The organism is Kitasatospora sp. NPDC018619 (genome assembly GCF_044391605.1).
GTDB lineage: Bacteria > Actinomycetota > Actinomycetes > Streptomycetales > Streptomycetaceae > Kitasatospora.
On sequence record NZ_JBISAI010000007.1, the window covers coordinates 97,598 to 121,119 of the forward strand.

Consider the following 23,522-nt stretch of genomic DNA (forward strand, 5'->3'; position numbering starts at 1 on the left):
CGGGAGCGCGGCGGATCAGACCTGGCCGGCCTTCTCCAGGGCCTCGCAGCAGGTGTTGATCAGGAGCCGGGTGACGACGTAGGGGTCGACGTTGGCGTTCGGACGGCGGTCCTCGATGTAGCCCTTCTTCTCCACCTCGACCTGCCACGGGATGCGCACGGAGGCACCGCGGTCGGAGACGCCGTAGCTGTAGACGTTCCACGGGGCGGTCTCGTGCTTGCCGGTGAGGCGGGACTGGATGTCGTCACCGTACTGGTTGACGTGCTCCAGCACCTTCTCCTCGGAGGCGCCGAGCGACTCGCAGGCGGTGATGATGGCGTCGTAGCCCTCGCGCATCGCCTTGGTGGAGAAGTTGGTGTGGGCACCCGCGCCGTTCCAGTCGCCCCTGGCCGGCTTGGCGTCCAGGGTGGCGTCGATGCCGAACTCCTCGGCGGTGCGGTACAGCAGGTAGCGGGCGATCCACATGTCGTCCGAGACGGTCAGGGCGTCGACCGGGCCGATCTGGAACTCCCACTGGCCGGGCATGACCTCGGCGTTGATGCCGCAGATCGCCAGGCCGGCGTCCAGGCAGCGGTCCAGGTGCAGCTCGACGATCTCGCGGCCGAAGACCTCCTCGGCACCCACGCCGCAGTAGTAGCCGCCCTGCGGGGCCGGGAAGCCGCCCTCCGGGAAGCCGAGCGGGCGGGAGCCCTTGAAGAAGGTGTACTCCTGCTCGATGCCGAAGATCGACTCCTGGTCGGCGTACCGCTCGGCGACCGTGCGCAGCAGGGCGCGGGTGTTGGAGACGTGCGGGGTGCCGTCCGTCTCCAGGACCTCGCAGAGGACCAGGATGTGGTCGCCGCCGCGGATCGGGTCCGGCACCACGCGCACCGGGTCCAGCACGCGGTCCGAGGCGTGGCCCTCGGCCTGGCTGGTGGAGGAACCGTCGAAGCCCCAGGTCGGGATCTTGTCGGCGTTGGGCAGGACGCGAGTCTTGGAACGGAGCTTCGCGGTCGGCTTGGTGCCGTCGATCCATATGTACTCGGCCTTGATTGCCACGGCGGGTCCCTCGCATTGCTGGTGGTGGGTGCCCGCGTAGCGTTGCAAGCCGCCGTTTCCCGGTTGTTCCTCTCGTGTAACGCCCATGTGAACCAACCGTCCGCATCGGCACGGTCACGGTGCGGGAGTGCCGGGGGCGGCACTGCGGCCGTTCCGGGTGCCGTCGGTGACGGCACCCGGTCCGGCCAGTGACGATCCGCGGGTCAGTGCCGGCGCGCGTGCGCGGCGCGCCGGCGCCGGGTGGCCCACAGCGCCGCGGCCCCGCCCGCGACCAGGGCGGCGGCCCCCGCGGCCAGCGGGCCGGTCGCGCTGCTGCCGCCGGTGGCGGCCAGCTTCTCCGCCTTCTCCGCCTTCTCCGCCTTCTCCGGCTTCTCCACCGCGGGCTGCGCGGCGCGCGAGGCGGTGGTGTCCGCGACCGGCTGGGCGGCGGGCGCACTGGTGGGCGCGGCGCTCGGGGCGGCCGGGCCGGTCGGGGCGGGCGACGGCGCGGAGGGCTTCTCGCAGCTCACCGAGGCGACGGTGACCTTCCCGGCGACCTTGGCGACGTTCAGGTTGAGCGGGTTCACCTCCACCTGCACCTCCAGGGCGGAGGCGGCGGCGGTGGTCGTGGTGACGGTCTTCTTGGAGAACTCCACCGAGACGCTGCCGATCAGCGGCACGTCCACCGTGGTCGGCCCGTACAGGCCGATGGTGACCGGCTTGCCGAGCACGCTGAGCCTGACCGGCGCGACGACGTCGGCGGTCGGCTGCCCGTCGACCGGGCAGGTCGCCTCGGCGCTCATCGCCTCCAGGCCGAGCAGCGCGGTGGCGGGCAGCCCGGGGGCGTGCACGTCGGCGTTGACCAGCTTGACGGAGGCGCTGGCGCCCTTGGCGTCGACGCGGGTCACGGACTTGCCGATGTCCGCCTTGACCAGTTCGACCGGCCCGGTCTGGTCGACGCCGGCCACCGTGGCCGTCAGGATCGACCCGTCGCGCTGGGCCGGCGACTCCACCTTGTTCAGCGCGATGTTCACCGGGACGTCCACCGCCTTGTTCAACAGGCTGACGTCCAGGTTGAGTTCGGCGGTGACGGCGCGCGCCTTGCCGGGCGCCCCGGCGGTCGGCGCGGCGGTCGGAGCGGCGGCGCCCGCGGCGTGGACGGGCGCGGCGGTGAGCAGTGAACCCGCCACCACGGCGGTGGCCGCGGCGGCGGAAAGGATTCGGCGAGAAGACATGGCGGTACCCCCACACAGATGAAACGATGAGCCGCCAGTCTTCTCGAACAATCCGTCACATGAGTAACACAGAAAGTCATTTCACCCGTTGGAGTGAGATTGGCGTTCTGTGCTGACCCAGGTCTGCTACGGGGCTCGACGGCCGTCGTCCAGCCCTAGGGCAGGCGCCAGTCCACCGGCTGCGCCCCCTGGCGCACCAGCAGCTCGTTGGCCCGGCTGAACGGTCGCGAGCCGAAGAAGCCGCGGTCGGCCGACATCGGGCTGGGGTGGACCGACTCCACCGATGGGACGCTGCCCAGCAGCGGGCGCAGGTTGCGGGCGTCGCTGCCCCACAGGATCGCGACCAGCGGGCCGCCGCGCGCCACCAGCGCCCGGATCGCCTGCTCGGTGACCGCCTCCCAGCCCTTGCCCCGGTGCCCGCCGCTCTTGCGCGGCTGGACGGTGAGCACCCGGTTGAGCAGCAGCACCCCCTGCTTCGTCCACGGGGTGAGGTCCCCGTTGGACGGCTGCGGCAGGCCGAGGTCGGTGCCGTACTCCCGGTAGATGTTGACCAGGCTCGCCGGGATCGGCCGCACCTCCGGCGCCACCGAGAAGCTGAGCCCGACGGCGTGGCCGGGGGTCGGGTACGGGTCCTGACCGACGATGAGCACCCGCACGTCGGCGAAGGGCTGCTGGAAGGCGCGCAGAACGTTCGGGCCGGAGGGCAGGTAGGTGCGGCCGGCGGCCAGTTCGTTGCGCAGGAAGTCGCCCATCGCGGCGACCCGTCCGGCGACGGGCTCCAGGGCGGCGGCCCAGCCGGGCTCGACGATCTCGTTCAGTGGACGCGGTGCCATGGTGGCCACCCTATCGGCCTACACCGACAGGGCTTTCCGTGGACGATCATGCGGTCGCAGCCGGTCGCGAGCGGCCGCGACGCCCCACCGGCCGCCCCGGCGCCCCCGCACGCCCCGGCGCCACCGCCCGACCGACCGCCCCCGCGCCGTCCCCGCGCCGCGCCCGCGCTTCCCGCCCCCGGCGCCACTACCCCACCGGCCGCCCCCGCAGCACCACCAGCAGCGGGTCGGCGAGCACCCGGACGTCCGCCCGCGGGTCCTGCGCGTACACCACGAAGTCCGCCGACGCGCCCTCCTCCAGCCCCGGCCGCCCCAGCCACGCGCGCGCTCCCCAACTCGCCGCCGACAGCGCCTCGGCCGGGCCCAGCCCCGCCTTCACCAGCTCCGCCACCTCCTGCGCGACCAGCCCGTGCGCCAGCGAGCCGCCCGCGTCCGTACCGACGAACACCGGGATGCCCGCGTCGTGCGCGGCGCCCACCGTGGCGTAGCGGCGCTCGTGCAGCCGCCGCATGTGCGCCGACCAGGCCGGGAACTTGGCCTCGCCGCCGGCCGCGAGGGCCGGGAAGGTGGCGATGTTGACGAGGGTCGGCACGATCGCCACCCCGCGCTCGGCGAAGGCCGGGATCAGCTCCTCGGTCAGCCCGGTGGCGTGCTCGACGCAGTCGATCCCGGCCGCCAGCAGGTCCGGCAGCGACTCGGCGGCGAAGCAGTGCGCGGTGACCCTGGCGCCCTCCTCGTGCGCCGCCGCGATCGCCTCGGCCAGCGCGTCGCCGGGCCAGCAGGCGGCGAGGTCGCCGCGCTCGCGGTCGATCCAGTCGCCGACCAGCTTCACCCAGCCGTCGCCGCGCCGGGCCTCGGCCCGGACGTAGGCGGCGAGGTCGCCGGGCTCGATCTCGTGCGCGTAGTTGCGGATGTAGCGGCGGGTGCGGGCGATGTGCCGCCCGGCCCGGATGATCCGGGGCAGGTCCTCGCGCTCGTCGATCCACCGGGTGTCGGCGGCCGAGCCGGCGTCGCGGATCAGCAGGGTGCCGGCGTCCCGGTCGGTGAGCGCCTGCTTCTCGCTGGTCTCGGCGTCCACCGCGCCGTGCGCGTCCAGGCCGACGTGGCAGTGGGCGTCCACCAGGCCGGGCAGCACCCAGCCGGTCACCGTCCGGACGTCCCCGGCGGTCGGCGGGCGGGTGAAGCTCACCCGGCCGTCCACCACCCAGAGTTCGTCCCGGACGTCCTCCGGACCGACCAGCACCCGACCCCGTACGTGCAGCACCCCGCCATCAGTCATGGCCGCACTCTACCGACGGGGGTTGCCGGTGAGCAGTCACGATGGGGCAGACTCGTTCCCGGCACCCCACCCCCGCGAAAGGCGTTACCGACGTGAGTCCCTTCCTCGACCTGCCCCCGCTCAGCGCCGCCGAGTTCGCGGCGATCGAGGACAGGGTCGCCGCGCTGCTGCACACCGAGGCCGACGTGATCGTCACCCAGGGCGAGGCGCTGCTCCCCCTGGAGGCCGCGATCCGCGGCGCCGCGCACCCCGGCTCGACCGCCCTCAACGTCGTCACCGGCCCGTACGGGCAGACCTTCGGCAACTGGCTGCGCTCCTGCGGGGCGAAGGTCGTCGACCTGGCCGTGCCCTTCGACAGCGCGGTGAGCGCCGAGCAGGTGGCCGGGGCGCTGGCGGCCCACCCGGAGATCGACTTCGTCTCCCTGGTGCACGCCGAGGCCGCCACCGGCAACACCAACCCGGTCGCCGGGATCGGCGCCGTGGTCCGCGAGCACGGCGCGCTGCTGATGCTCGACGCGGTGGCCTCCGTCGCCGCCGAGCCGCTGCTCACCGACGCGTGGGGCGTCGACCTGTGCGTCATCGGCGGCCAGAAGGCGATGGGCGGCCCGGCCGGGGTCTCCGCCGTGTCCGTCTCCGAGCGCGCCTGGGAGCGGATCGCCGCCAACCCGGCCGCCCCGCGCCGCTCCTACCTCTCGCTGCTCGACTGGAAGGAGCGCTGGACGGACGCCGGCCGCGCCGTCCTGCCGCACGCCCCCGCCCAGCTGGAGATGCTCGCGCTCGGTGCCTGCCTGGACCGGATCGCCGCCGACGGCCTGCCCGCCGTGATCGCCCGCCACCGCGCCGCCTCCGCCGCCACCCGGGCCGGTGTCCGCGCGCTGGGCACCCTGGCCCCGTACGTCGTCGAGGACGCCCACGCGGCGCCGGTCGCCACCACCCTGCGCACCCCGGACGGCGTCGACGCGACCGCCCTGGCCGCCCGCCTCGACCCGGCCCTGCCCGTCCAGCCGGGCGGCGGCGCGCTGGCCGGCTCGATGCTGCGGGTGAACCACTACGGACGGGCGGCCGCGCCGGACACCGTCCTCGCCTGCCTCGCCGGCCTCGCCGCGGCGACGGACGCCGACCCGGCGCCCGCCCTGGCCGCCGCCGAGGCCGCCTGGAGCGCGGCCGTCGGGGGCTGAAACGGCCCCGAACTCCGTACGGTGGAGGCCCCCGCAGGACGTCCTGCGGGGGCCTGCGCCGCACCGGCCCGCGGCCAAACGCGCCTCAGTGCCCGTTGGTGTCCACCACCTCGACGCCGCGGATGTTCCGCTCGATCTCCTCCGCCGGCAGCGCGATCGCCAGCGCCCAGTAGTAGACGACCAGCGCGAACACCACCACCACGGCGATGTCCCACCACAGCGGCAGGTTCCCCCGCGCGCCCGCGCCGAAGGAGCCCTGCCAGGAGACCACGCCCATGCCGACCAGGTAGACCGGCAGCCACTGCCCGGCCCGGAAGTCCATCCGGGGCGCGTTGGGCAGCCCCTTCGAGCGCGCGTACCAGGAGTACCCGCCGAGCAGCAGGTAGCCGATCACGATGGCCAGGCCCAGCCGCCACAGCGTGTCCCAGCCGGACCAGTAGATGACCAGGCTCGCCACCACGAAGGCCAGCGGCGAGACCACCGCGCCGCCGGGCAGGTGGTACGAGCGCTCCATCCCCGGCAGCCGCTTGCGCAGCACCCCGAAGGCCAGCGGGGCGCCCGCGTACATCAGCACCACCGCCGAGGTGATGAAGCCGACCAGCCGCTGCCAGCTCGGGAACGGCAGGAAGCAGAGCACCCCGGCCACCCAGGCGACCAGCAGGCCGAGCCAGGGCACCGCGCGGCTGTCGGTGGACTGCAGCGCCTGCGGCGCGTAGCCGTTGCGGCTCAGGCCGTAGGTGACCCGGGAGCTGGAGGTGATGTAGACCAGCCCGGTGCCGGCCGGGGAGACGACGGCGTCGATGAACAGCACGGTGGCCAGCCAGCCCAGGCCGATCAGGGTCGCCAGGCCGGCGAACGGCCCGCTGATCCCGGGGTAGTCGAGCGTGCCCCAGCCGTGGGCGAAGGTCTCCGGCGGCAGCGCGCCGATGAACACCACCTGGAGCATCACGTAGACGACCGTGCCGATCACCACCGAGCCGAGCACGGCGCGCGGGATGTCCCGGCGCGGGTTGCGGCTCTCCCCCGCCCACTGGATGGCCTGCTCGAAGCCGAGCAGCGCGAAGATCACCCCGCTGCTGCTGATCGCGGCGAGCACGCCCTTGGCGCCGTCGGGGGCGAAGCCGTGCACGTCGAAGTTGGAGCCGTGGAACTCGGTGAAGCCGAGGGTGAGGACGGTCAGCACCGGGATGGCGACCTTCCACACGGTCGCGGCGCTGTTGGTGTGCGCCAGCAGCCGCACGCCGAGGAAGTTGACGGCGACGAAGACGCCGAGCAGGAGGGCTGCGACGACGAAGCCCCAGCCGGTCAGCGTCAGGTTCCGGTTCAGCAGGCCGTCCGCCCAGCTCCAGTGCTGGGCGTAGTTGATCATCGCCTGCACCTCGATCGGCGCGATGGTCGCCGCCTGGAGCCAGGTGAACCAGCCGAAGGACATCCCGGCGAACCCGCCGAAGGCGTAGTGCGGGTAGCGCGCCGTCCCGCCCGCCACCGGGAACAGCCCGCCCAGCTCGGCGTGCACCAGCGCCAGCAGCACGATCGCCACCGCGCCGATGCCCCACGACAGCAGCGCCGCCGGCCCGGCGGCCACCGCCGCCTTCTGCGCCCCGAACAGCCAGCCGGAGCCGATGATCGCCCCGACCGAGGCCCAGAGCAGGCCGACGACGCCGACCTCGCGCCGCAGCGCGGTGTGCCCCGAGCCGGACGGGCTGGAGGAGGGGTGGGCCACGGCCGATCGCCTCTCGACGCAGGAGGAATTCCTCCGACAGTGCCGCAGCCCCGCCCCCGCCCCGCCCCGCAACACCCGCCGGCCCGCCCCCCTCACCCGAACAGGCGCCCCACCCGCCCTGAACCGGCCACCAGGTCGGACGTCCGGGTGACTCAAGCCCCGGCCGAACGAGTCGGCCGGGGGCAAGACCCGCCCTAGTCCTCGTCCTCGTCGTGGGAGTCGTCATCCTCGCTGTCGGCGTCGTTCGGCTTCACGGCCCACAGTCGGTTGCCGATCTCCAGCGCGCACTCGTGCATCTCTGCCCATTGCTCGCTGCCTCCGAACAGGTCATGGGTGGAGACCTGCTCGCCGAGCTTGAGCAGCATGTCCAGCTGGCTCAGGGCATCGCTCAACGACTCCGCGAACGCGCGCCGTGCGCCGGCCATCTGCTGGAGGACGGGCAGGCCCGAGTCCTCCGCCGGCTCCGCCGTCGAGAGGGCCGGGCGCCATGGCACCTCCGGGTCCGACAACTTGCTGAAGACCGACGGCGCGGTCATCTTCAGCGCCCGCTGCTCGTCCGACGCCCAGACGACGTCCCAAGCGGTGAGGAGCACCTCGGCGCCGTCCTCGTCCCGCGCGATCCGGTCCGGCGCCGCCAGGTCCACCCGGACGTGCTGGTACGTATCGGTGTCCGCCGACAGCCCCAGCTCCTTCCGGAGATCGGAGTTGAGCGGCAGCTTTCCGGCCTGGAAGCGCTGGGCCGCCAGGGCCAGCGTCCACAGGCCCAGTTCGTTGCCTTCCTCGGCCAGTCCTCCGATCACCACGTTCACATCGGCGCGGAACGGCACCTTGCCCGGCCCTGGTACCTTCGCGACGGCCGAACCGACGTTGCGGGTGAGGAGCTTGTCGGCGATCAGCGCGATACCGCCCGCGACGGCCAGCGTGCACCGGGCGTCCCGGTCCCCCTTCAGGGCCGGTTCGACCAGGCTCGTGAAGTCCTCGGTCTGAACCGGGAGCCAGCCGTCGGCCAGAACGTCCTTGCAGAGCACCCCACCGTTGCTCCAGGCGTTCCGGGCCTGCTTGGTGGCCGACTTCTTGCCAGTGCGCCACGGTACGTCCACCACCGGGCCGAGCAGCCCCGCGTACCCCTTGGTAGACATCCGGCGATCGCCCTTGATCTCCTTGGCCCGGTTGTGGAGCGCGGTGTAGAGCCCCGGCCGGGTGAAGGTGTGCAACAGGCGCACAGCGCGCCACAGCGCCGTGCCGGGGATCGCAGCGTCCCCGTAGACGAGCGGGGTCTCCTGCTCGTCCACGCGCCCGACCGCCAGGTCGTACACGCGCTTGAGACCTTCCTCCTCCCCCCATTCGACGCCCTTGGTCTGGGCGACCAGCTTGAGCGCCCGGGTGGCCACCTCAAGGTTCTGGGCGGCGTCATCCCATGCCTTGAACTCGACGTGCACCGAGGCCAGGATCGAACGCATGGCGTCGTCGAACGTCTCCGCGGCGGACAGCACGCCGTTGGCGTCCGCCCGGACACCGACGGCGATGTGGGCCGGAACCAGGAAAGTCTGCGCTATCTGCACGGCACGCGACGAGGGCTGCTCGCCCGCCCACTCCTTGGCGAACTCCGCCCGTAGTGCCTTCCGGTAGGCCTCCCGCCCCAGTGCCATCAACTGCGTCTGGGACTTGACCGGCTCGGAAGCCGGCTGCTTGGCCTCGCTGAACAGCGCCTGCACCGCGCGGTCCGCGACCGCGTCGGCCGACGTGCCCGGCCCCGCGAGCACCTTCCACGCACTGGCGAGCCGGGTGATGCCGTCCCGCGCCAGCAATGCGGAGATCGGTTCGGTCCCGTCCTCGAACTCGAAGATCACGGGATGCACGATCAGGGCCCTGGTCACCTGGCGGGCCAGGATCGATTCCTCGTAGGAATTGAGCCCGATGGTCGCGTAGATCGTCTGCCAGACGTGGTCCTTCAGGTGGTTCGCGTTCCGGTAGCGGTAGCGCAGGATCGACTGCGGCTGGTCCCCCGCCGCCATACCGATCACCTTGGGGTCGGGGACCCCGTAGTCCTCCTGGCCGGTGCGCGGCTGGATACCCGGGAACAGCTCGCTCAGCCAGATCCGGGAGTGCACCGAGCGCAGTGTCGCGCCGTCGACGTGCTCCTCCAACAGCAGGCTCGCGCCAGAGTCCGTGGGCCTCAGCTGCAGCGCCACCAACTCCGGTGCCGCGCAGGCCCTGGCTAGTACGTGCCAGGAGTCCTCCGGGAGCACGGCCTCTCGGCTCGCGAGACCGGCCCGCACCAGTTTCCTCCGGTCGTCCACGCCGGACGGCTCCGGCAGGGGGCGGGAGACCTGGGACACGACGATCTCTTCTTTGCCCCAGGCGATCGTGATGGGGCCGGCGGACTCGGACGTTGACGTCATCACACTCTGTCCTTCGTGAGGGATGTGGAACACTGGGGCTGCGGTCCTGCCCCGAGTCATTCGGGTCTCCAGGTCCTGCCGGCTGGGCCCGGGGGTCACACCCGGGCCCAGCCCCTTTTCGTGTAGTGGCTGGTCAGCGGGCTAGAGCTGGTGCAGGTCGGCGTCGGCACGCAGCGCGAGGGCCGACCACCCCCACATGAACCGCCGCTCCTCGCGCTTGGCCACGTCCTGGTAGGCCGCGTAGGCCACCAGGTCCGCGGCCTGGAGGAGGTCGTGCTCCCGCGCCGGAGTGAACCGGAGCTCGCGGATCCGGAGGTCCGCAGGGGGAATCCGGCGGAGCCCGGTGCGCAGAGTGGCGTCCGTGCCGTTGCCGTCGACGATCACGACCCCGTACTCCCCGGCGGCGGCGAGCCGGGCGTTGATCTTCGCCATGAACGCCTCGAAGAGCGCGGGCCGGCCGTGCTTGTACGCCTCGGTGAAGCGGTAGACGACGCTGACGGTAACGTCCGGCATCGCGCCGACGGCCATCAGCCCGTGCCGGACAACTTCGCGGCAGCGGTCGAGGTGGGTGGCGTGGTGGGAGTCGCGTGCCTGGAACGCGGCCCGGCCCCGCCCGGCCACCAGCTCGTTCGCATGCAGCGGAGCGTCCTTCGGGATACGCAGCCCGACCTCGGACGCCAGTCCGGCGCGAAAGCCCGCCCAGGCACCCATCACGGAGCCGAGCCTGGACTGCGGGACTTCTATGCCCGCGAAGAAGGGGACGGTGCGACTGTCTCCCGAGTCGTCCACGAAGATGAGGCGCACGGGCGCCGACGCATCGACGGTAGCGGTCATGGCGACCACTCCTCCGGACAGCACATTCGACTCCCCGGCGCCATCGCCGGACCGTTCACCTGGGCCCCGGAGGCCGGAGCAGGAGCGTGGGGTGCCGCACCTCTCAACCACGCACGAGGCCGTCCGCCAGCCAGTGCGGTTGCCGCTCAACGGGAGATCAAGCCTATGAAGGCACACGCCACGCCAACAACAGCCCGCAACCTTGTCACTCGGGGCGACACAGGGGAGCAGGCCTCCAGGATTTCTCCTGGCCCCATACATCAGCGGCTTCACACCACGATGGCAACTGACTGTAGTAGATCAGGCCTAGGCGATCAAAACTCAAATGATGACCGCCCAGAATGACTTGACGGATCGTCGCCCGCGTCCGCCTCGCCATCTCCCGCCCAAACACTGCCGCGAACCGCCCCGCACCGCCGCGCGACAGTTCCCGCGGCGTTCACCCGGCGGGCACGTGGAACTCACCGGGGGCGGGCAGGCTCGCGGCAGGGCGGGAAGTTGGCTATACAACTCCACGCCGGACCCCAGCCGCAGTGCCGCCGAGGAGACGACCGATGACCGAGCTGCCGCCGTACTGGCTGCGCGACAACTGCCCCTGCGCCGAGTGCCGGGACCCGCGCAACGGGCAGAAGCTGTTCCGGATCGACGACCTGCCCGAGGGCCTGGCGGTGGCCGGGAGCGAGCGCGCCGACGGGCACCTGGAGGTGCTCTGGTCGGACGGGCACCGCTCCCGCTACCCGCTGGAGTGGCTCGACCGGGCGGACGGGGGCGACGGGCGCACCGAGCGGGGCAAGCGGCTGTGGACGGCGGCGGACTTCCCGGCCGGCCCGCCGGAGGCGTCCTGGGAGGCCTACCTGGCCGACCCGGCCGAGCGGGCCGCGGTGCTGGCCGCCGTCCGGGACGACGGCTTCGCCGTGCTGCGCGGGGTGCCGGCCGTCGAGCGGCAGGTGCTGCGGGTGGCGGAGAGCTTCGGGTACGTGCGGGTCACCAACTACGGCGAGCTGTTCGACGTCCGGATCGAGCCGGACCCGAACAACCTCGCCTTCACCAGCGCCGCCATCGCCCCGCACACCGACAACCCCTACCGGGACCCGGTGCCCACCCTCCAGCTGCTGCACTGCCTGGAGAACTCGGCCACCGGCGGCGACTCCGGGCTGGTGGACGGGTTCAAGGCCGCGGCGCTGCTGCGCGAGGAGGCTCCGGAGGCGTTCGCGGTGCTCGCCCGCACGCCCGTCCCGTTCGTCTTCCGCGACCGCCGCACCGAGCTGCGCGCGGAGCGTCCGCTGATCGGGCTCGACCCGACCGGCCTGATCCGCGAGGTCCGCTTCAACAACCGCTCGACCGGCACCCTGCGCGGCCTCGGCCCGGCCGAGCTGGACGCCTTCTACGCCGCCTACCGCCGCTTCGCCGCGATCACCCTGCGCCCCGGGCTCCGGCTCGCCTTCCGGCTGGACCCCGGCGACTGCCTGGTCTTCGACAACACCCGCCTGCTGCACGCCCGGACGGCCTTCCGGCAGGACGGCCACCGCCACCTCCAGGGCTGCTACGCCGACCTCGACTCCCTGCACAGCACCCTCGCCGTGCTGCGCCGCCGCGCCGCGGCCCTGGACACGATCGCCGCGCTGTTCGCCGGCGAGGGCGCCGGGGAGTACCTGGGCGAGGAGGTCACCATGGCCGAGCACATGCTCCAGGCCGCCGCTGCCGCCGAGGCCGCCGGGGCGCCGGACCACCTGGTCGCCGCCGCCCTGCTGCACGACGTCGGCCACTTCCGGGGCGCCCTGCACGGACGGGACCTGATGGCGGGCCGGGACAACCGGCACAGCGACTCCGGCGCCGACTGGCTGGCCCGCTGGTTCGGCCCGGAGGTCACCGAGCCGGTCCGGCTGCACGTGGCCGCCAAGCGCTACCTGTGCGCGGTCGAGCCCGGGTACCGGGAGCGGCTCTCCGCGGCCTCCGAGTACACCCTGGGCGTCCAGGGCGGCCCGATGGACGGCCGCCAGGCCGCCGCCTTCGCCGAACTCCCGGGCGCGCTGGACGCGGTGGCGGTGCGGCGCTGGGACGAGCAGGCGAAGGTGGCCGGCGCCCCGACACCCGGCTTCGCGCACTACCGCCCGCTGCTCGCCGCCCTCATGCGCTGAGCGAGCGCCCCCGGCGAAGCCCGCCCGGCGTCCGGGACGGCCTCAGTCCGTCTCCCGCGCGTGCCGCGAAAGCGCCGACGCGGCCAGGGAGTTGTGCACACTGAACGCCACCGTCCCGGGCAGGTAGCGGTCCTGGGACCACTCCACCGGCGTGCCCGTCGGGTCGGTCGTGCGGCGCCGCTCGCGCAGCAGCGGCCCGCCCCGGCGGCAGCCGAGCAGCCGGGCGTCCTCGGCGTTGGCCGGGACGACGTCGATGGTGTGGTCGGCGTCGGTGAACAGGATGCCGTGCTCGCGCAGCACTTCGGTGTGCGAGACCACGTCCGGCGGCAGCTCGGCGACGATCTCGCCGACCCGCGGCGGGTAGACGGTGCGCTCGACCATCACCGGCGTGCCGGACAGCGTCCGCAGCCGGACGATGACGTACACCTCGGCGCCCGGCTCCAGCCGCAGCTGCTCACGCTCGGCGGCGTCGGCCGGGCGGCGCACCAGCGAGTCGAGGATGCCGCCGGGCTCCTCGCCCATCGAGTACGCCCAGTGGGTGAAGCTGAGCAGTTCGGAGAAGCTCTGCACCCGGGCGCCCCCGAGCACCACCCGGCGGGTGCCGCGGCGGGAGGTGACCAGTCCGTCGGAGCGCAGCACCGCGAGCGCCTGGCGCACGGTGCCGCGGGAGACGCCGTACTGCTCGGCCAGCGCGCCCTCGGCGGGCAGCCGGCCAGCCTCGCCGTACGCGCCGGTGGTGATCGCCTCGCGCAGGTCGGCGGCCACCTTCCGGTAGAGCGCGCCGGGCCGTTCGGCCGCGGGCCGCGCGTCGGCGCAGTGGTCCCCGGCTGCCGGGCGCCCCTCGGTCCCGGGGCGCTGGGGCTCAGTTGCCACGTCAGTCAATGTCCCTCCTGGGGCGGTGTCCTGCGCAGCCGAACCGGCGCGGACAGCCCGACCTTATCCCGCTGCGCCTCCGAAGCATCGCACCGAACGGTTCACGCTCCGATGGCCGGATTCCACCGTTCCCGCACCCGACCCCGGTTCTGGGCCGTCCGTTCACCTTCCCGTCACCGGGCTCCGGCGTACTTACTGCTGTCAGCGAAGTTGGCTAGTCAACTCGGACGACGTCGATCGATCGCTCACCCGGCCGGTCCGTCGCCCTTCGCGAGACCCAAGCCCGCGGAACCCCCCCGCGAACGCCCCTCGCAGTACGCCCCCTTCAACAGGAGACTTCCCCGTGACCGTGCACCGCGCCCGCACCGCCGCCCTCGCGGCCGTACTGACCGCCGCTGCGCTCTCCCTCACCGCCTGCGGATCCGCCGGTTCGAGCGCCAAGTCCGGCGACGCCGCCCCGGGCGGGGCCAAGGACGCCAAGACGGCCACCTCGGCCGCCGACTTCGGCGGCATGGACGGCCTGGTCGCCGCCGCCAAGAAGGAGGGCAAGCTGCACGTCATCACGCTGCCCCGGGACTGGGCGAACTACGGCAAGATCATCGACAGCTTCAAGGCCAAGTACGGGATCGAGGTCGAGGAGGAGAACCCGGACGGCTCCAGCCAGGACGAGATCAACGCGATCAACTCCCGCAAGGGCCAGGACCGCGCCCCCGACGTGGTCGACCTGGGCAGCGCCTTCGCCCTCCAGGCGGTCAAGGACGGCATCCTCGCCCCCTACAAGGTCGCCACCTTCGACAAGGTGCCGGACACCATGAAGGACGCGAACGGCGCCGCGGTCAACGACTACGGCGGCTACGTCTCCATCGGCTGCGACGCCAAGAAGATCGCCAACTGCCCGAAGACCTTCGCCGACCTGCTCAAGCCGGAGTACAAGGGCCAGGTCGCCCTCAACGGCAACCCGACCAAGTCCGGCTCCGCCTTCGGCGGCGTCTACGCGGCCGCGCTCGCCAACGGCGGCTCGCTGGACAACATCCAGCCCGGCATCGACTTCTTCGGCAAGCTGAAGCAGTCCGGCAACTTCAACCCGGTCGAGTCGACCCCGGCCACCGTCGAGAAGGGCGAGACCCCGATCTCGATCGACTGGTCCTACCTGAACGCCGGCTACACCGACGAGTTCAAGGACAAGGGCGTCGACTGGAAGGTCTCCATCCCGACCGACGGCTCCTACGCCCAGTTCTACAACCAGGCCGTCAACAAGTGGGCCCCGCACCCGGCGGCCGCCCGCCTGTGGCAGGAGTACCTGTTCAGCGCCGAGGGCCAGAACCTCTTCCTCGGCGGCTACGCCACGCCGTCCACCTTCGAGGCCCTGAAGACGGAGGGCACCCTGGACACCACCGCCGCCGCCAAGCTGCCCACCGTCGAGAAGCCGTTCACCACCTTCCCGACCGTCGACCAGATCAACGCGGCCAAGAAGGTCGTCACCGAGAACTGGACCAAGGCCGTCGCGGGCTGACGCCCGGGCCACGTACCGCACTTCGGGCTGAGAAAAGGCACTCATGACCACGGCTCCCACCCCGGTGCCGACCACCCCCGCCGCCACCTCCCCCGGTGGCGGCGCGGGGGCGTCCGCCACCGCCACGACCACCTCCCCCACCACCACCGCCACGGCCGCCCCCGGCCCGCGGCGCCGGCCGCTCGCCCGCCTCGGCGGCGCGTCCTGGCTGGCGGCCGTCCCGCTGCTGCTGTTCTTCCTGGTCGGCTTCGGGCTCCCCTGCGTCGCCATCGTGATCGGCGCGTTCACCACCTCCGGCGACGCGGAGGGCGGGGCCGGCCAGTTCACCTTCGACAACCTGACGGCCTCCGTCCAGGGCGGCTACCGGACGGCCATGCTGAGCAGCCTCAAGCTCTCCGCGCTGACCGCCCTGCTCGCCACCGCGCTCGGCCTGCCGCTCGCCCAGGCCGTCGTCACCTCCCGGCACGGCTGGCTGCGCCAGGCGGTGCTCACCGCCTCCGGCGTGCTCGCCAACTTCGGCGGCCTGCCGCTCGCCTTCGCGTTCGTCGCCACCCTCGGCAACGCCGGCGAGGTCACCAAGCTGCTGCACCTGACCGACCACGGCTGGTCGCTGTACTCCTTCACCGGCCTGACGATCGTCTACCTGTACTTCCTCGTCCCGCTGATGGTGCTCACCATCACCCCGGCCCTGGACGGCCTGCGGACCCAGTGGCGCGAGGCGGCCCAGAACAACCGGGCCACCGGCCTCCAGTACTGGCTGCACGTCGCCCTGCCGATCCTGGCGCCCTCCCTGCTCGGCGGCTTCGTACTGCTCTTCGGCAGCGCCTTCGCCGCCTACGCGACGGCCGCCGCCATGGTCGGCGCGACCGTCCCGCTGGTCAGCCGCTCGATCGCGGACGCGCTCTCCGGCAACGTGCTGGTCGGCCAGGGCAACCTCGCCCTCGCCCTCAGCCTCAACATGATCGTGGTGGCCGTCCTGGTGATGGCCGTGTACCTCCCCCTCCAGCGCCGGAGCGCCCGATGGCTCAGCTGACCACCCCCGCCCGCCCCGGCCGACGCACCGTGCGCTGGTGGCGCGGCGCCGTGCTGCTGCTCGCCGGCGTGTACTTCGTCGTCCCGCTCGCGGCCTCCTTCTGGTTCTCGATCGACGAGCCCCAGGGCGTCTCCTTCGCCGCCTACACCGGGCTGCTCTCCGCCCCCGGCTTCCTGGACAGCCTCTGGCTGACCCTCGGGCTCGCCGTCGTCACCGTCGTGGTGCTGCTGCTCCTGCTCGTCCCGGCGCTGGTCGCCGTACGGCTCGGCTCGCCGAGGCTGCGGCCGGTCATCGACGTGCTCTGCACCCTGCCGCTGGTCGTCCCGCCGGTCGCCCTGACCGCCGGCCTCATCGGCGTGCTGCGCTGGGGCCCGGACTACCTGATGGACACCCCGTTCTTCCAGACCTTCGTGTTCGTCCAGAACCCGGACTTCCCGCTGGTGCTGGTCGTCGCCTACGTGCTGATGGCCCTGCCGCTCGCCTACCGCGCCCTGGACGCCGGCCTGCGCTCGATGGACGTGCGCACCCTGGTCGAGGCCGCCCGCAACTGCGGCGCGAGCTGGCCGCGCGCGGTGTTCACGGTCGTCCTGCCCAACCTGCGCGGCGCCCTGCTGAACGCCTCCTTCCTCACCCTTGCGCTGGTCCTCGGCGAGTTCACCACCGCCTCGATCCTCGGCTTCCAGCCCTTCCCGGTCTGGATCTACTCGGTCGGCAACAGCCAGGCCCACATGTCGGTCGCGGTCTCCATCCTGAGCCTGCTGCTCACCTGGCTGCTGCTGCTCCTGCTGGCCACCGCCGGGCGCGAGCGCCGCGCCAAGACCGCCACCTCCTGAACCCCCCGGAGTCACCAGTCATGACCACGGCCACCGCCACCGCCGCCACCACCGGCGCCCCGCTCCCCGCCGGCAGCGCCACCGTCGAGTTCCGCTCCCTGCGCCGCGCGTTCGGCGCCACCACCGCCCTCGACGGCCTGGACCTGAGCGTCCGGCCGGGCGAGCTGCTCGCCCTGCTCGGCCCGTCCGGCTGCGGCAAGACCACCGCGCTGCGCATCCTGGCCGGCTTCGAGCAGCACGACTCGGGCGAGGTGCTGGTCGACGGCCGGGACATCACCGCGATCCCCGCCCACAAGCGCGACGCGGGCATGGTGTTCCAGTCCTACAGCCTCTTCCCGCACCTGACCGCACTGGACAACGTCGCCTTCGGGCTGCGGATGCGCGGCACCGGCAAGGCCGAGCGCCGCAGGCGGGCCCAGGAGCTGCTGGAGCTCGTCGGGCTGCCGCACCGGGCCGACCACTACCCGCACCAGATGTCCGGCGGCCAGCAGCAGCGCATCGCGCTCGCCCGCGCGCTCGCCCTCCAGCCGCGCGTGCTGCTGCTGGACGAGCCGCTGTCCGCGCTGGACGCCAAGGTCCGCCTCCAGCTGCGCGAGGAGATCCGCCGCCTCCAGCAGGAACTGGGCATCACCACCCTGTTCGTCACCCACGACCAGGAGGAGGCGCTGTCGATGGCCGACCGGGTCGCCGTGCTGCGGGCCGGGCGGCTGGAGCAGTGCGCCACCCCGTCCGAGCTGTACGGCCGGCCGGCCACCGCGTTCGTCGCCGAGTTCGTCGGCACCATGAGCCGCATCCCGTGCACCCGCACCCCGGACGGCGTCGAGGTGCTCGGCCGCCGGCACGCGGTCGACGGCGAGGTCCCGGCGGACGGCGAGCTCCAGGTGCTCGTGCGGCCGGAGAACGTCGCCCTGGCCCCGGCCGAGGACGGCCCCGCACTGGTGGTCAACGCCTCCTTCCTGGGCGCCGTCACCCGGCTGACCGTCCGCCTGGACGACGGCACCGAGGTCAAGGCCGACCTGCCCACCGAGGCCGCCACCGCGCTGCCGGCCGGTGCCCGGGCCGCGCTCACCCTGCCGCAGCGCCCGGTCCTGGTGGACCGCCGCCCCGCCTGAGGGGCTCGCCGCCACCGCTCACGCGGGAAGCGTCCGGGCGGCGTCCGAGCGACACCCGAGAAGCGCCGACGAAGCGCCGACGAAGCGCCGAAGAAACGCCGAAGAACCACCGAAGGTACCGCCATGCCTGACACCGCCATGTCCGCGCCCCGTCCGTTCCCCGCCGCCGTCCTGTTCGACATGGACGGCACCCTGGTCGACACCGAGCAGCTGTGGTGGCAGACCGCCGCCGAGCTCGCCGAGGAGCTGCACCGCCCGCTCACCGAGCAGGACGCCCCCGAGGTGCTCGGCCAGGCCGTCGAGCACACCGCCGCCCACCTGCGCGCGGTCAGCGGCACCGCCCTCGACGAGGCCGAGCTCGCCGCCCGGCTGGGCGACTCCTTCGCCGCCAGGGTCGCCGCGGAGACGGTGCCGCGCCCCGGCGCGCTCGCCCTGCTCGCCGCGCTGCGCGACGCCGGGGTGCCGACCGCGCTGGTCTCCGCCTCCCCGCGCCGGGTGGTGGAGCTGGTGCTGGCCGCCATCGGCCGGGACTGGTTCGCCGTCACCCTGGCCGCCGAGGACACCGAGCGCACCAAGCCCGCACCCGACCCGTACCTCGCGGCCGCCGAGCGGCTCGGCCTGGCCCCGGCCGCCTGCCTCGCCGTCGAGGACACCCCGACCGGGGTCGCCTCGGCGGCCGCGGCCGGCTGCGCGGTGCTCGCCGTGCCGTCCACCCCGGCGCCGATGCCCGGCGGCGAGCGGATCACCCTGCTCGCCAGCCTGGAGCAGGCCGACCTCGCCCTGCTCGGGAAGCTCGCGGGCCCGGGCGCGGTTCGACCCTGACATGCCCTATCTCCTGCTCGCCCTGGCCATCGTCAGCGAGGTCTGCGCCACCAGCTGCCTCAAGCTCACCGAGGGGTTCACCCGGCTCTGGCCGAGCCTCGGCGTCGGTGTCGGCTACGCGCTCTCCTTCGTCCTGCTCGGCCGCGCCCTGAAGCACATACCGGTCTCGGTGGCCTACGCGGTCTGGTCCGGGGCCGGCACCGCGGCGGTCGCCGGGATCGGGGTGGTGGCCTTCGGCGAGTCGCTCGGCAGGCTCCAGTGGCTGGGGATCGCGCTGGTGATCTTCGGGGTGGTCGTGCTCAACCTCAGGGGCGGCCACTCCTGAGCGGTCCGCACCGGTTCTGACGGACCGTCAATTTCCAAGGGAAGCAGTCAACTCCCTTTCCGGGGCGGGAAGTCGGACGCGCCGACACCCCGCCCCGGACGCTTCGCTACGGTGTCCCCCATGACGGACCCCCGGCCACACCACTACCGCTTCGTCCACCGCGAGCTCGCCCGCCAGGTCCTGGAGTTCGGCCCGCGCGTGGCCACCCCGACCCCGGACGGCGGCAGCCTGCTGCCCGTCGTCACCCAGATCTGGGACGACCTCGGCCGCACCCTGCCGCCCGAGGACCGCCTGCCCGACCACGGCCTCGACTGCCGCCACCTGTCGGTCGACGGCCACCACATGCTGCTGGTCACCCTGCCCACCCCGGTCGGCGCCACCGAGGCCCACTTCGTCGCCGCCGTCCAGCCCCGGGGTTCCAGGGCCGTCCGCTACGTGACCCTGGAGCACGCGTTCGACCCCCTCGACGGCACACCCGGCACCGTCCTCGGCGAGTGGACCACCGGGAGCCACCTCAACCACGGCCCGGGGCCGTCCCCCGTCGCCGAGCTGTTCGTCACGGCCGTGGTGCGGCTCGTCACCCCCAGGAAGCGCGGCTTCTGGCGCCGCTGACCGCACATCGTACGTGTACGCCTCAAGCCCGGGCCGCCGACGTCAAGAACACGTCGACGGCCCGTAAAGGTCCCGCAAACATCCTCCCCGGGGCCCGCCTGCGGCGATCACCGGTGCGACGGCGGGGGCTATGCTCGCCCGGTCCGACAAACGACGCAACGGGGGGCGAAAGTGTCCGACTTCAAAGTCAGTACCGAATTCCTCGCCAAGCTGGCCCAGGACCTCAAGGGCTGCGGGGACGAACTGGAGCAGGGGCTCAAGGCCTTCGAGGCCGCCCGCCACACCGGGACCGGCTTCGACTTCCTGGACGAGGCCTGCGGGCACTTCAAGGACAAGTGGCAGTTCGGCCTGAAGAAGGTCCGCGAGTGCGTCAAGGTCCTGGACGAGGGCCTGGAGCAGGTGCAGAAGAACTACGACGGCACCGAGCAGAGCATCGTCAAGGTCCTGACTCCGGCGGGCCAGTCGTGAGCGCCCCGACGCCGCCGGCGCCCGACTGGTCCGGCCTCGGCTTCAACCCCACCCCCGGCGACGCCGCCGCCGTGACCGCGCTCAGCAACGGCCTGCGCCGGGTGGGCCAGCACCTGAGCGGCGTGCACACCACGCTCTCCCAGCTGTCGGCCGACCAGGGCGAGTGGACGGGCGAGGCGGCCAAGAAGTTCGCCGCCCAGTTCGGCAAGCTGCCCGGCTACCTCCAGGACGCCTCCGACTCGATCACCGCCGCCTACACGGCGCTCGACGTCTGGTACCAGGCGCTCACCGAACACCAGCCCAAGGCCGCCGAGTTGGCCGCCGCCGCGCTCACCGCCAAGAAGAACAAGGAGGAGGCGGACCGCGCCCACAGCGCCGCGGCCGCCGCCCCCGACCTCCGACTGGCCGGGCAGCACTTCCCCGACGACGCCAGCCTCGCCGCCGCCGAACAGCGCTACAACAAGGCGAAGAGCCACCTGGACTCGGCCGCCGAGCTGCTCACCAGCGCCACCAACGAGCTGGCCGGCCTCCAGAAGCAGGCCCACGAACTCGCCGGGACGCACAAGGCGGACGCCCACAAGACCGCCGAGGCCGTCCGCAAGGCGGCCGACAGCAAGGCCCCGCCGGAGCCCGGCTGGCTCAGCAAGGTCGGCGACTGGTTCAAGAACCACGGCGCGGACCTGCTGACCGTCGCGGCCGGCGTCTGCGGCGTCGCGGCGATCTTCTTCCCCGCCTTCGCGCTGCCGGCACTGCTGCTGAGCGCCGCCGCGGCGGGCGCGCACGCGACCCAGTACGCGGCCAAGGGCCAGCTGTGGCCGCCGCAGAAGAACATCGGCAACTGGCTGACCCTGGGCGGCGACGTCCTCGGCGCGATCCCCGGCGTGGGCGTCGCCGCCAAGGGCGTGACCGCCGTCCGCGAGGCCCGCGCCGCCGGTGCGGGCGTGCGCGGCGCCGTCTCCGCCGGATCCACCGAGGTCCGCACCGCCGCCCGGGCGATCGACCCGGCCAACCCGGTCTTCACCACGGCGATCGAGAAGCCGGCCATCAAGCTCGGCGTCTCCAAGGCCACCGCGATGAACATCTCCGACGGCGTCCAGGCCGCCACCACCGCCGGGCTCAACGCCCCGACTGCGTACGCGCTCACCCAGGACAACCCGAGCGACAACCTCACCAGTGCCGTCAACTACACCACCGGCGGCAACAGCGTGCTCGGCTCGGCGGGCATGGCGGCCGGCGGCGGCAAGGCCAACGTCATCATCGGCAGCGTCTCCACCGTCGGCAACCTGCTCGGCATGGGCGGATGGGCGGCCGGCTATGGCCGTTGACGCGCCGGGGGCCACCGCCCCACCGCTCTGGCTCGACCTGCCGGCGGGCTTCACCGCCGTCGACCTCGACGAGGACCCGGGCGACCGGATGGCCCGGGCCGCGGAACAGCTGGACGCGCTCTTCCCCGACGCCGGTGCGGAGCAGAAGCTCGCCGCCGTGATCGCCTCCGAGACCGCGCTCCAGGCCCAGCTGCGGGAGGGCGCCGTCCATGTCTCCGGCTGCCTGGTCCGGGCCTCGGACGGCGGCCCGATCCACGGCGTGCTCGCCGTCTTCCTCCGCCCGCAGGACCTCGGCGAGCCGGGCAGCTACCCGGCGCGGGTCGCCGCGGAGCTGGCCCGGGCCTGGCCGGACGCCGACGTCGGCGTGGTGGAGCTGCCGCTCGGCCGCGCCGCCCTGGCCGCCCGCGAGCTGACCGTCCCGGTGCCCGGCGCGGTCTGGGGCGTGCCGGAGCCGACCGTCCGCACGGTGCGCCAGCTCGAACTGCTGGTCCCGCACCCGTGGAGTCCGTACGTGGTCGCCGCCGTCTTCACCACCGAGGACGTCGACCACTGGGACGAGTGGCTGCCGCTCGTCGCCGCCGCGTACCGGGGCATCTCCTTCTACCCCCCGCTCGCCGGGACGCACGACGCCCTGCCGCCCGAGCGGCAGGACAACATCCGGAAGGCCTTCGGATGACGGTCGACCAGTCCGTTCGGCCCGGAGCGGAGCCCCGGCGGGGCTCCGCCCGGCTGACCACCGCCCTGGCGCTCGCCGCGCCGCTGGCCGTGGTCGCCCTCACCGCCTCCTACGCCTCCTACGGCTGGCCCGCCGGCCTGGGCGTCCTGGCCGTCGCCACCGCCGTCTTGTCGGCGGGCCTCGGCCGCCTGGCCGGCGGCCTGCGCGGTTGCCTCGCGGCCTTGGCCGTCCCGTTCCTGCTGGTCCTCGCGGCGTCGGCGACCAAGGACCTCCGCGACGACCTGGTGCTGTCCTCCGGCTCCGCGGTGACCGCCCATGTCGTGGAGAAGGACCGTCCCGCCGGGTCACGCGACCAGTCCTGGGACTACGCCCTGGCGGCTCCCGACGGCACCCCCGTCCCGGGCGGTCGCCTGAACCAGCGCAAGCCGGAGCTGCGGATCGGCGCCGAGGTCACCGTCCGCTACGCCTCCGACGGCACCGCCAGGCCCAAGCGCCCTGAGCAGATCGACCTGGGCGACGACGCCTTCTGGGCCGGCACCGTCCTGCTCGGCGCCGGTCTCGCGGTGGTCGCCGTCGGCATCTCCGCCCGGCCCACCAGTCCCCTGCGCGGCCGCCTCACCGCCGCCGCCCGGGCGATCCGTACCCGTGCCGCCGACCTCGGCACCGTCCGCACCGCCCTCGTGTGGGGCTCCCTGTCCGTCGGCTGGCTGGCGCTCTTCGCGCTCGCTCGGCACACCTTCGGCAGCCCGCTCACCTCAGCCCTCTGCCTCGGCTACCTGCTCGCCCTGTTCGCCTGCGCCTACCCGATCCTGGAGAAGCCCACCGCAGGACCTGCCACCGCACTGCTCGCCACCGGCACCGCCTCCCTCCTCCTGACGATCCCCCTCTGATCGGCCCGCCGCCGGGCGCAGACGCCTGGGACGCGACGACCACCGTCCTCGGCGGAGCCGTCCTCGGCACCGTCGAGGCCACCACCGTCGACCTCGCCGTCGAGGCCCTCGGACCCCGCCTGCGCGCGCGAGAGGAACGGGAAGGTGAACGGGGATTCCGCTCGGTCGGTGGGAGACCGGCTCGGGGCCGTCGAACGGTCGGCCCCTCGGGACGCCCGGCAGAAGGCCTTTCCCGCGCAGCGCTCACGAGGGAGTGCCTCCGGGATCCGCGACGGCCGGCCGGCGAGCTCTGACAGGCCGCCCCCGGCCGGGGGGCCCGCGCCCGGGGGCGCCGGCCCCCCCGGGGGGGGGCGGGCGGGCCGCCCCCCCCGGCCGGCCGGGGCGCGCTACAGCCCAGGCCC

The 23,522-nt window shown here is 73.4% G+C and carries 21 protein-coding genes; 13 read left to right on the forward strand and 8 right to left on the reverse strand.

Annotated features, from left to right (window positions below; all coding sequences use genetic code 11):
* Positions 1–15: 15 nt before the first annotated feature.
* The 4 genes from glnII to ACH5AR_RS13095 all read right to left on the reverse strand — a co-directional run bounded on the left by glnII (position 16) and on the right by ACH5AR_RS13095 (position 4,364).
* Entirely contained in the window at positions 16–1,038 is a 1,023-nt protein-coding gene (gene glnII, locus ACH5AR_RS13080; protein ID WP_396301454.1) for a glutamine synthetase, read from the reverse strand.
* Positions 1,039–1,241: 203 nt separating this feature from the next.
* Positions 1,242–2,252 carry an SCO1860 family LAETG-anchored protein gene (locus tag ACH5AR_RS13085; protein ID WP_396301455.1) on the reverse strand — a complete coding sequence of 337 codons (1,011 nt, stop codon included), beginning with the start codon at positions 2,250–2,252 and terminating at the stop codon, positions 1,242–1,244.
* A gap of 155 nt (positions 2,253–2,407) precedes the next feature.
* A complete protein-coding gene (locus ACH5AR_RS13090; RefSeq protein ID WP_396301456.1) occupies positions 2,408–3,085 on the reverse strand; it encodes a uracil-DNA glycosylase in 678 nt (225 codons plus the stop codon).
* 187 nt (positions 3,086–3,272) lie between these two features.
* Positions 3,273–4,364, reverse strand: coding sequence for an amidohydrolase family protein (locus ACH5AR_RS13095; RefSeq protein WP_396301457.1), 1,092 nt, complete (start codon positions 4,362–4,364; stop codon positions 3,273–3,275).
* Between the two features lie 41 nt (positions 4,365–4,405).
* Here ACH5AR_RS13095 and ACH5AR_RS13100 point away from each other — a divergent pair, with 41 nt between their 5' ends.
* Positions 4,406–5,542, forward strand: coding sequence for a pyridoxal-phosphate-dependent aminotransferase family protein (locus ACH5AR_RS13100; protein ID WP_396301458.1), 1,137 nt, complete (start codon positions 4,406–4,408; stop codon positions 5,540–5,542).
* Positions 5,543–5,627: 85 nt separating this feature from the next.
* Here the strand turns inward: ACH5AR_RS13100 and ACH5AR_RS13105 are convergent, their stop codons facing one another.
* The 3 genes from ACH5AR_RS13105 to ACH5AR_RS13115 form a co-directional block, all read right to left on the reverse strand.
* Complete coding sequence (locus tag ACH5AR_RS13105) at positions 5,628–7,265, reverse strand: APC family permease (protein WP_396301459.1); 1,638 nt, start codon at positions 7,263–7,265, stop codon at positions 5,628–5,630.
* 194 nt (positions 7,266–7,459) lie between these two features.
* The gene (locus ACH5AR_RS13110) at positions 7,460–9,667 is read right to left on the reverse strand and encodes a hypothetical protein (RefSeq protein WP_396301460.1); all 2,208 of its coding nucleotides are present in this window, start codon (positions 9,665–9,667) and stop codon (positions 7,460–7,462) included.
* A 141-nt stretch (positions 9,668–9,808) separates the two neighbouring features.
* Positions 9,809–10,501, reverse strand: coding sequence for a DUF3800 domain-containing protein (locus ACH5AR_RS13115; RefSeq protein ID WP_396301461.1), 693 nt, complete (start codon positions 10,499–10,501; stop codon positions 9,809–9,811).
* Positions 10,502–11,055: 554 nt separating this feature from the next.
* On the opposite strand from ACH5AR_RS13115, the gene ACH5AR_RS13120 reads away from it, so the two are divergent.
* A complete protein-coding gene (locus tag ACH5AR_RS13120; protein WP_396301462.1) occupies positions 11,056–12,639 on the forward strand; it encodes a TauD/TfdA family dioxygenase in 1,584 nt (527 codons plus the stop codon).
* 42 nt (positions 12,640–12,681) lie between these two features.
* Here ACH5AR_RS13120 and ACH5AR_RS13125 read toward each other — a convergent pair whose 3' ends face one another.
* Positions 12,682–13,512, reverse strand: coding sequence for a GntR family transcriptional regulator (locus tag ACH5AR_RS13125; RefSeq protein ID WP_396301463.1), 831 nt, complete (start codon positions 13,510–13,512; stop codon positions 12,682–12,684).
* A gap of 343 nt (positions 13,513–13,855) precedes the next feature.
* Here ACH5AR_RS13125 and ACH5AR_RS13130 point away from each other — a divergent pair, with 343 nt between their 5' ends.
* The 11 genes from ACH5AR_RS13130 (at position 13,856) to ACH5AR_RS13180 (ending at position 23,121) form a co-directional block, all read left to right on the forward strand.
* Positions 13,856–15,025, forward strand: coding sequence for an ABC transporter substrate-binding protein (locus tag ACH5AR_RS13130; protein ID WP_396301464.1), 1,170 nt, complete (start codon positions 13,856–13,858; stop codon positions 15,023–15,025).
* 43 nt (positions 15,026–15,068) lie between these two features.
* Positions 15,069–16,058 carry an ABC transporter permease gene (locus ACH5AR_RS13135; protein WP_396301465.1) on the forward strand — a complete coding sequence of 330 codons (990 nt, stop codon included), beginning with the start codon at positions 15,069–15,071 and terminating at the stop codon, positions 16,056–16,058.
* Complete coding sequence (locus ACH5AR_RS13140; RefSeq protein WP_396301466.1) at positions 16,046–16,891, forward strand: ABC transporter permease; 846 nt, start codon at positions 16,046–16,048, stop codon at positions 16,889–16,891. Before ACH5AR_RS13135 ends, ACH5AR_RS13140 begins: the two co-directional genes overlap by 13 nt.
* Before the next feature lie 20 nt (positions 16,892–16,911).
* A complete protein-coding gene (locus ACH5AR_RS13145; protein ID WP_396301467.1) occupies positions 16,912–18,003 on the forward strand; it encodes an ABC transporter ATP-binding protein in 1,092 nt (363 codons plus the stop codon).
* 123 nt (positions 18,004–18,126) lie between these two features.
* Positions 18,127–18,825: an HAD family hydrolase gene (locus ACH5AR_RS13150; RefSeq protein WP_396301468.1), complete on the forward strand. Its 699-nt coding sequence runs from the start codon at positions 18,127–18,129 to the stop codon at positions 18,823–18,825.
* A gap of 1 nt (position 18,826) precedes the next feature.
* Entirely contained in the window at positions 18,827–19,150 is a 324-nt protein-coding gene (locus tag ACH5AR_RS13155; protein WP_396301469.1) for a DMT family transporter, read from the forward strand.
* A gap of 120 nt (positions 19,151–19,270) precedes the next feature.
* Positions 19,271–19,762, forward strand: coding sequence for a hypothetical protein (locus ACH5AR_RS13160; protein ID WP_396301470.1), 492 nt, complete (start codon positions 19,271–19,273; stop codon positions 19,760–19,762).
* Positions 19,763–19,933: 171 nt separating this feature from the next.
* The gene (locus ACH5AR_RS13165) at positions 19,934–20,230 is read left to right on the forward strand and encodes a hypothetical protein (protein WP_396301471.1); all 297 of its coding nucleotides are present in this window, start codon (positions 19,934–19,936) and stop codon (positions 20,228–20,230) included.
* Positions 20,227–21,555 carry a putative T7SS-secreted protein gene (locus ACH5AR_RS13170; RefSeq protein ID WP_396301472.1) on the forward strand — a complete coding sequence of 443 codons (1,329 nt, stop codon included), beginning with the start codon at positions 20,227–20,229 and terminating at the stop codon, positions 21,553–21,555. The genes ACH5AR_RS13165 and ACH5AR_RS13170 overlap by 4 nt, the downstream gene beginning before the upstream one ends.
* On the forward strand, positions 21,545–22,231 hold the full coding sequence (locus ACH5AR_RS13175) for a hypothetical protein (RefSeq protein WP_396301473.1): 687 nt from the start codon (positions 21,545–21,547) through the stop codon (positions 22,229–22,231). Before ACH5AR_RS13170 ends, ACH5AR_RS13175 begins: the two co-directional genes overlap by 11 nt.
* On the forward strand, positions 22,228–23,121 hold the full coding sequence (locus tag ACH5AR_RS13180; RefSeq protein WP_396301474.1) for a DUF3592 domain-containing protein: 894 nt from the start codon (positions 22,228–22,230) through the stop codon (positions 23,119–23,121). The genes ACH5AR_RS13175 and ACH5AR_RS13180 overlap by 4 nt, the downstream gene beginning before the upstream one ends.
* The last annotated feature ends 401 nt before the right edge of the window (positions 23,122–23,522 follow it).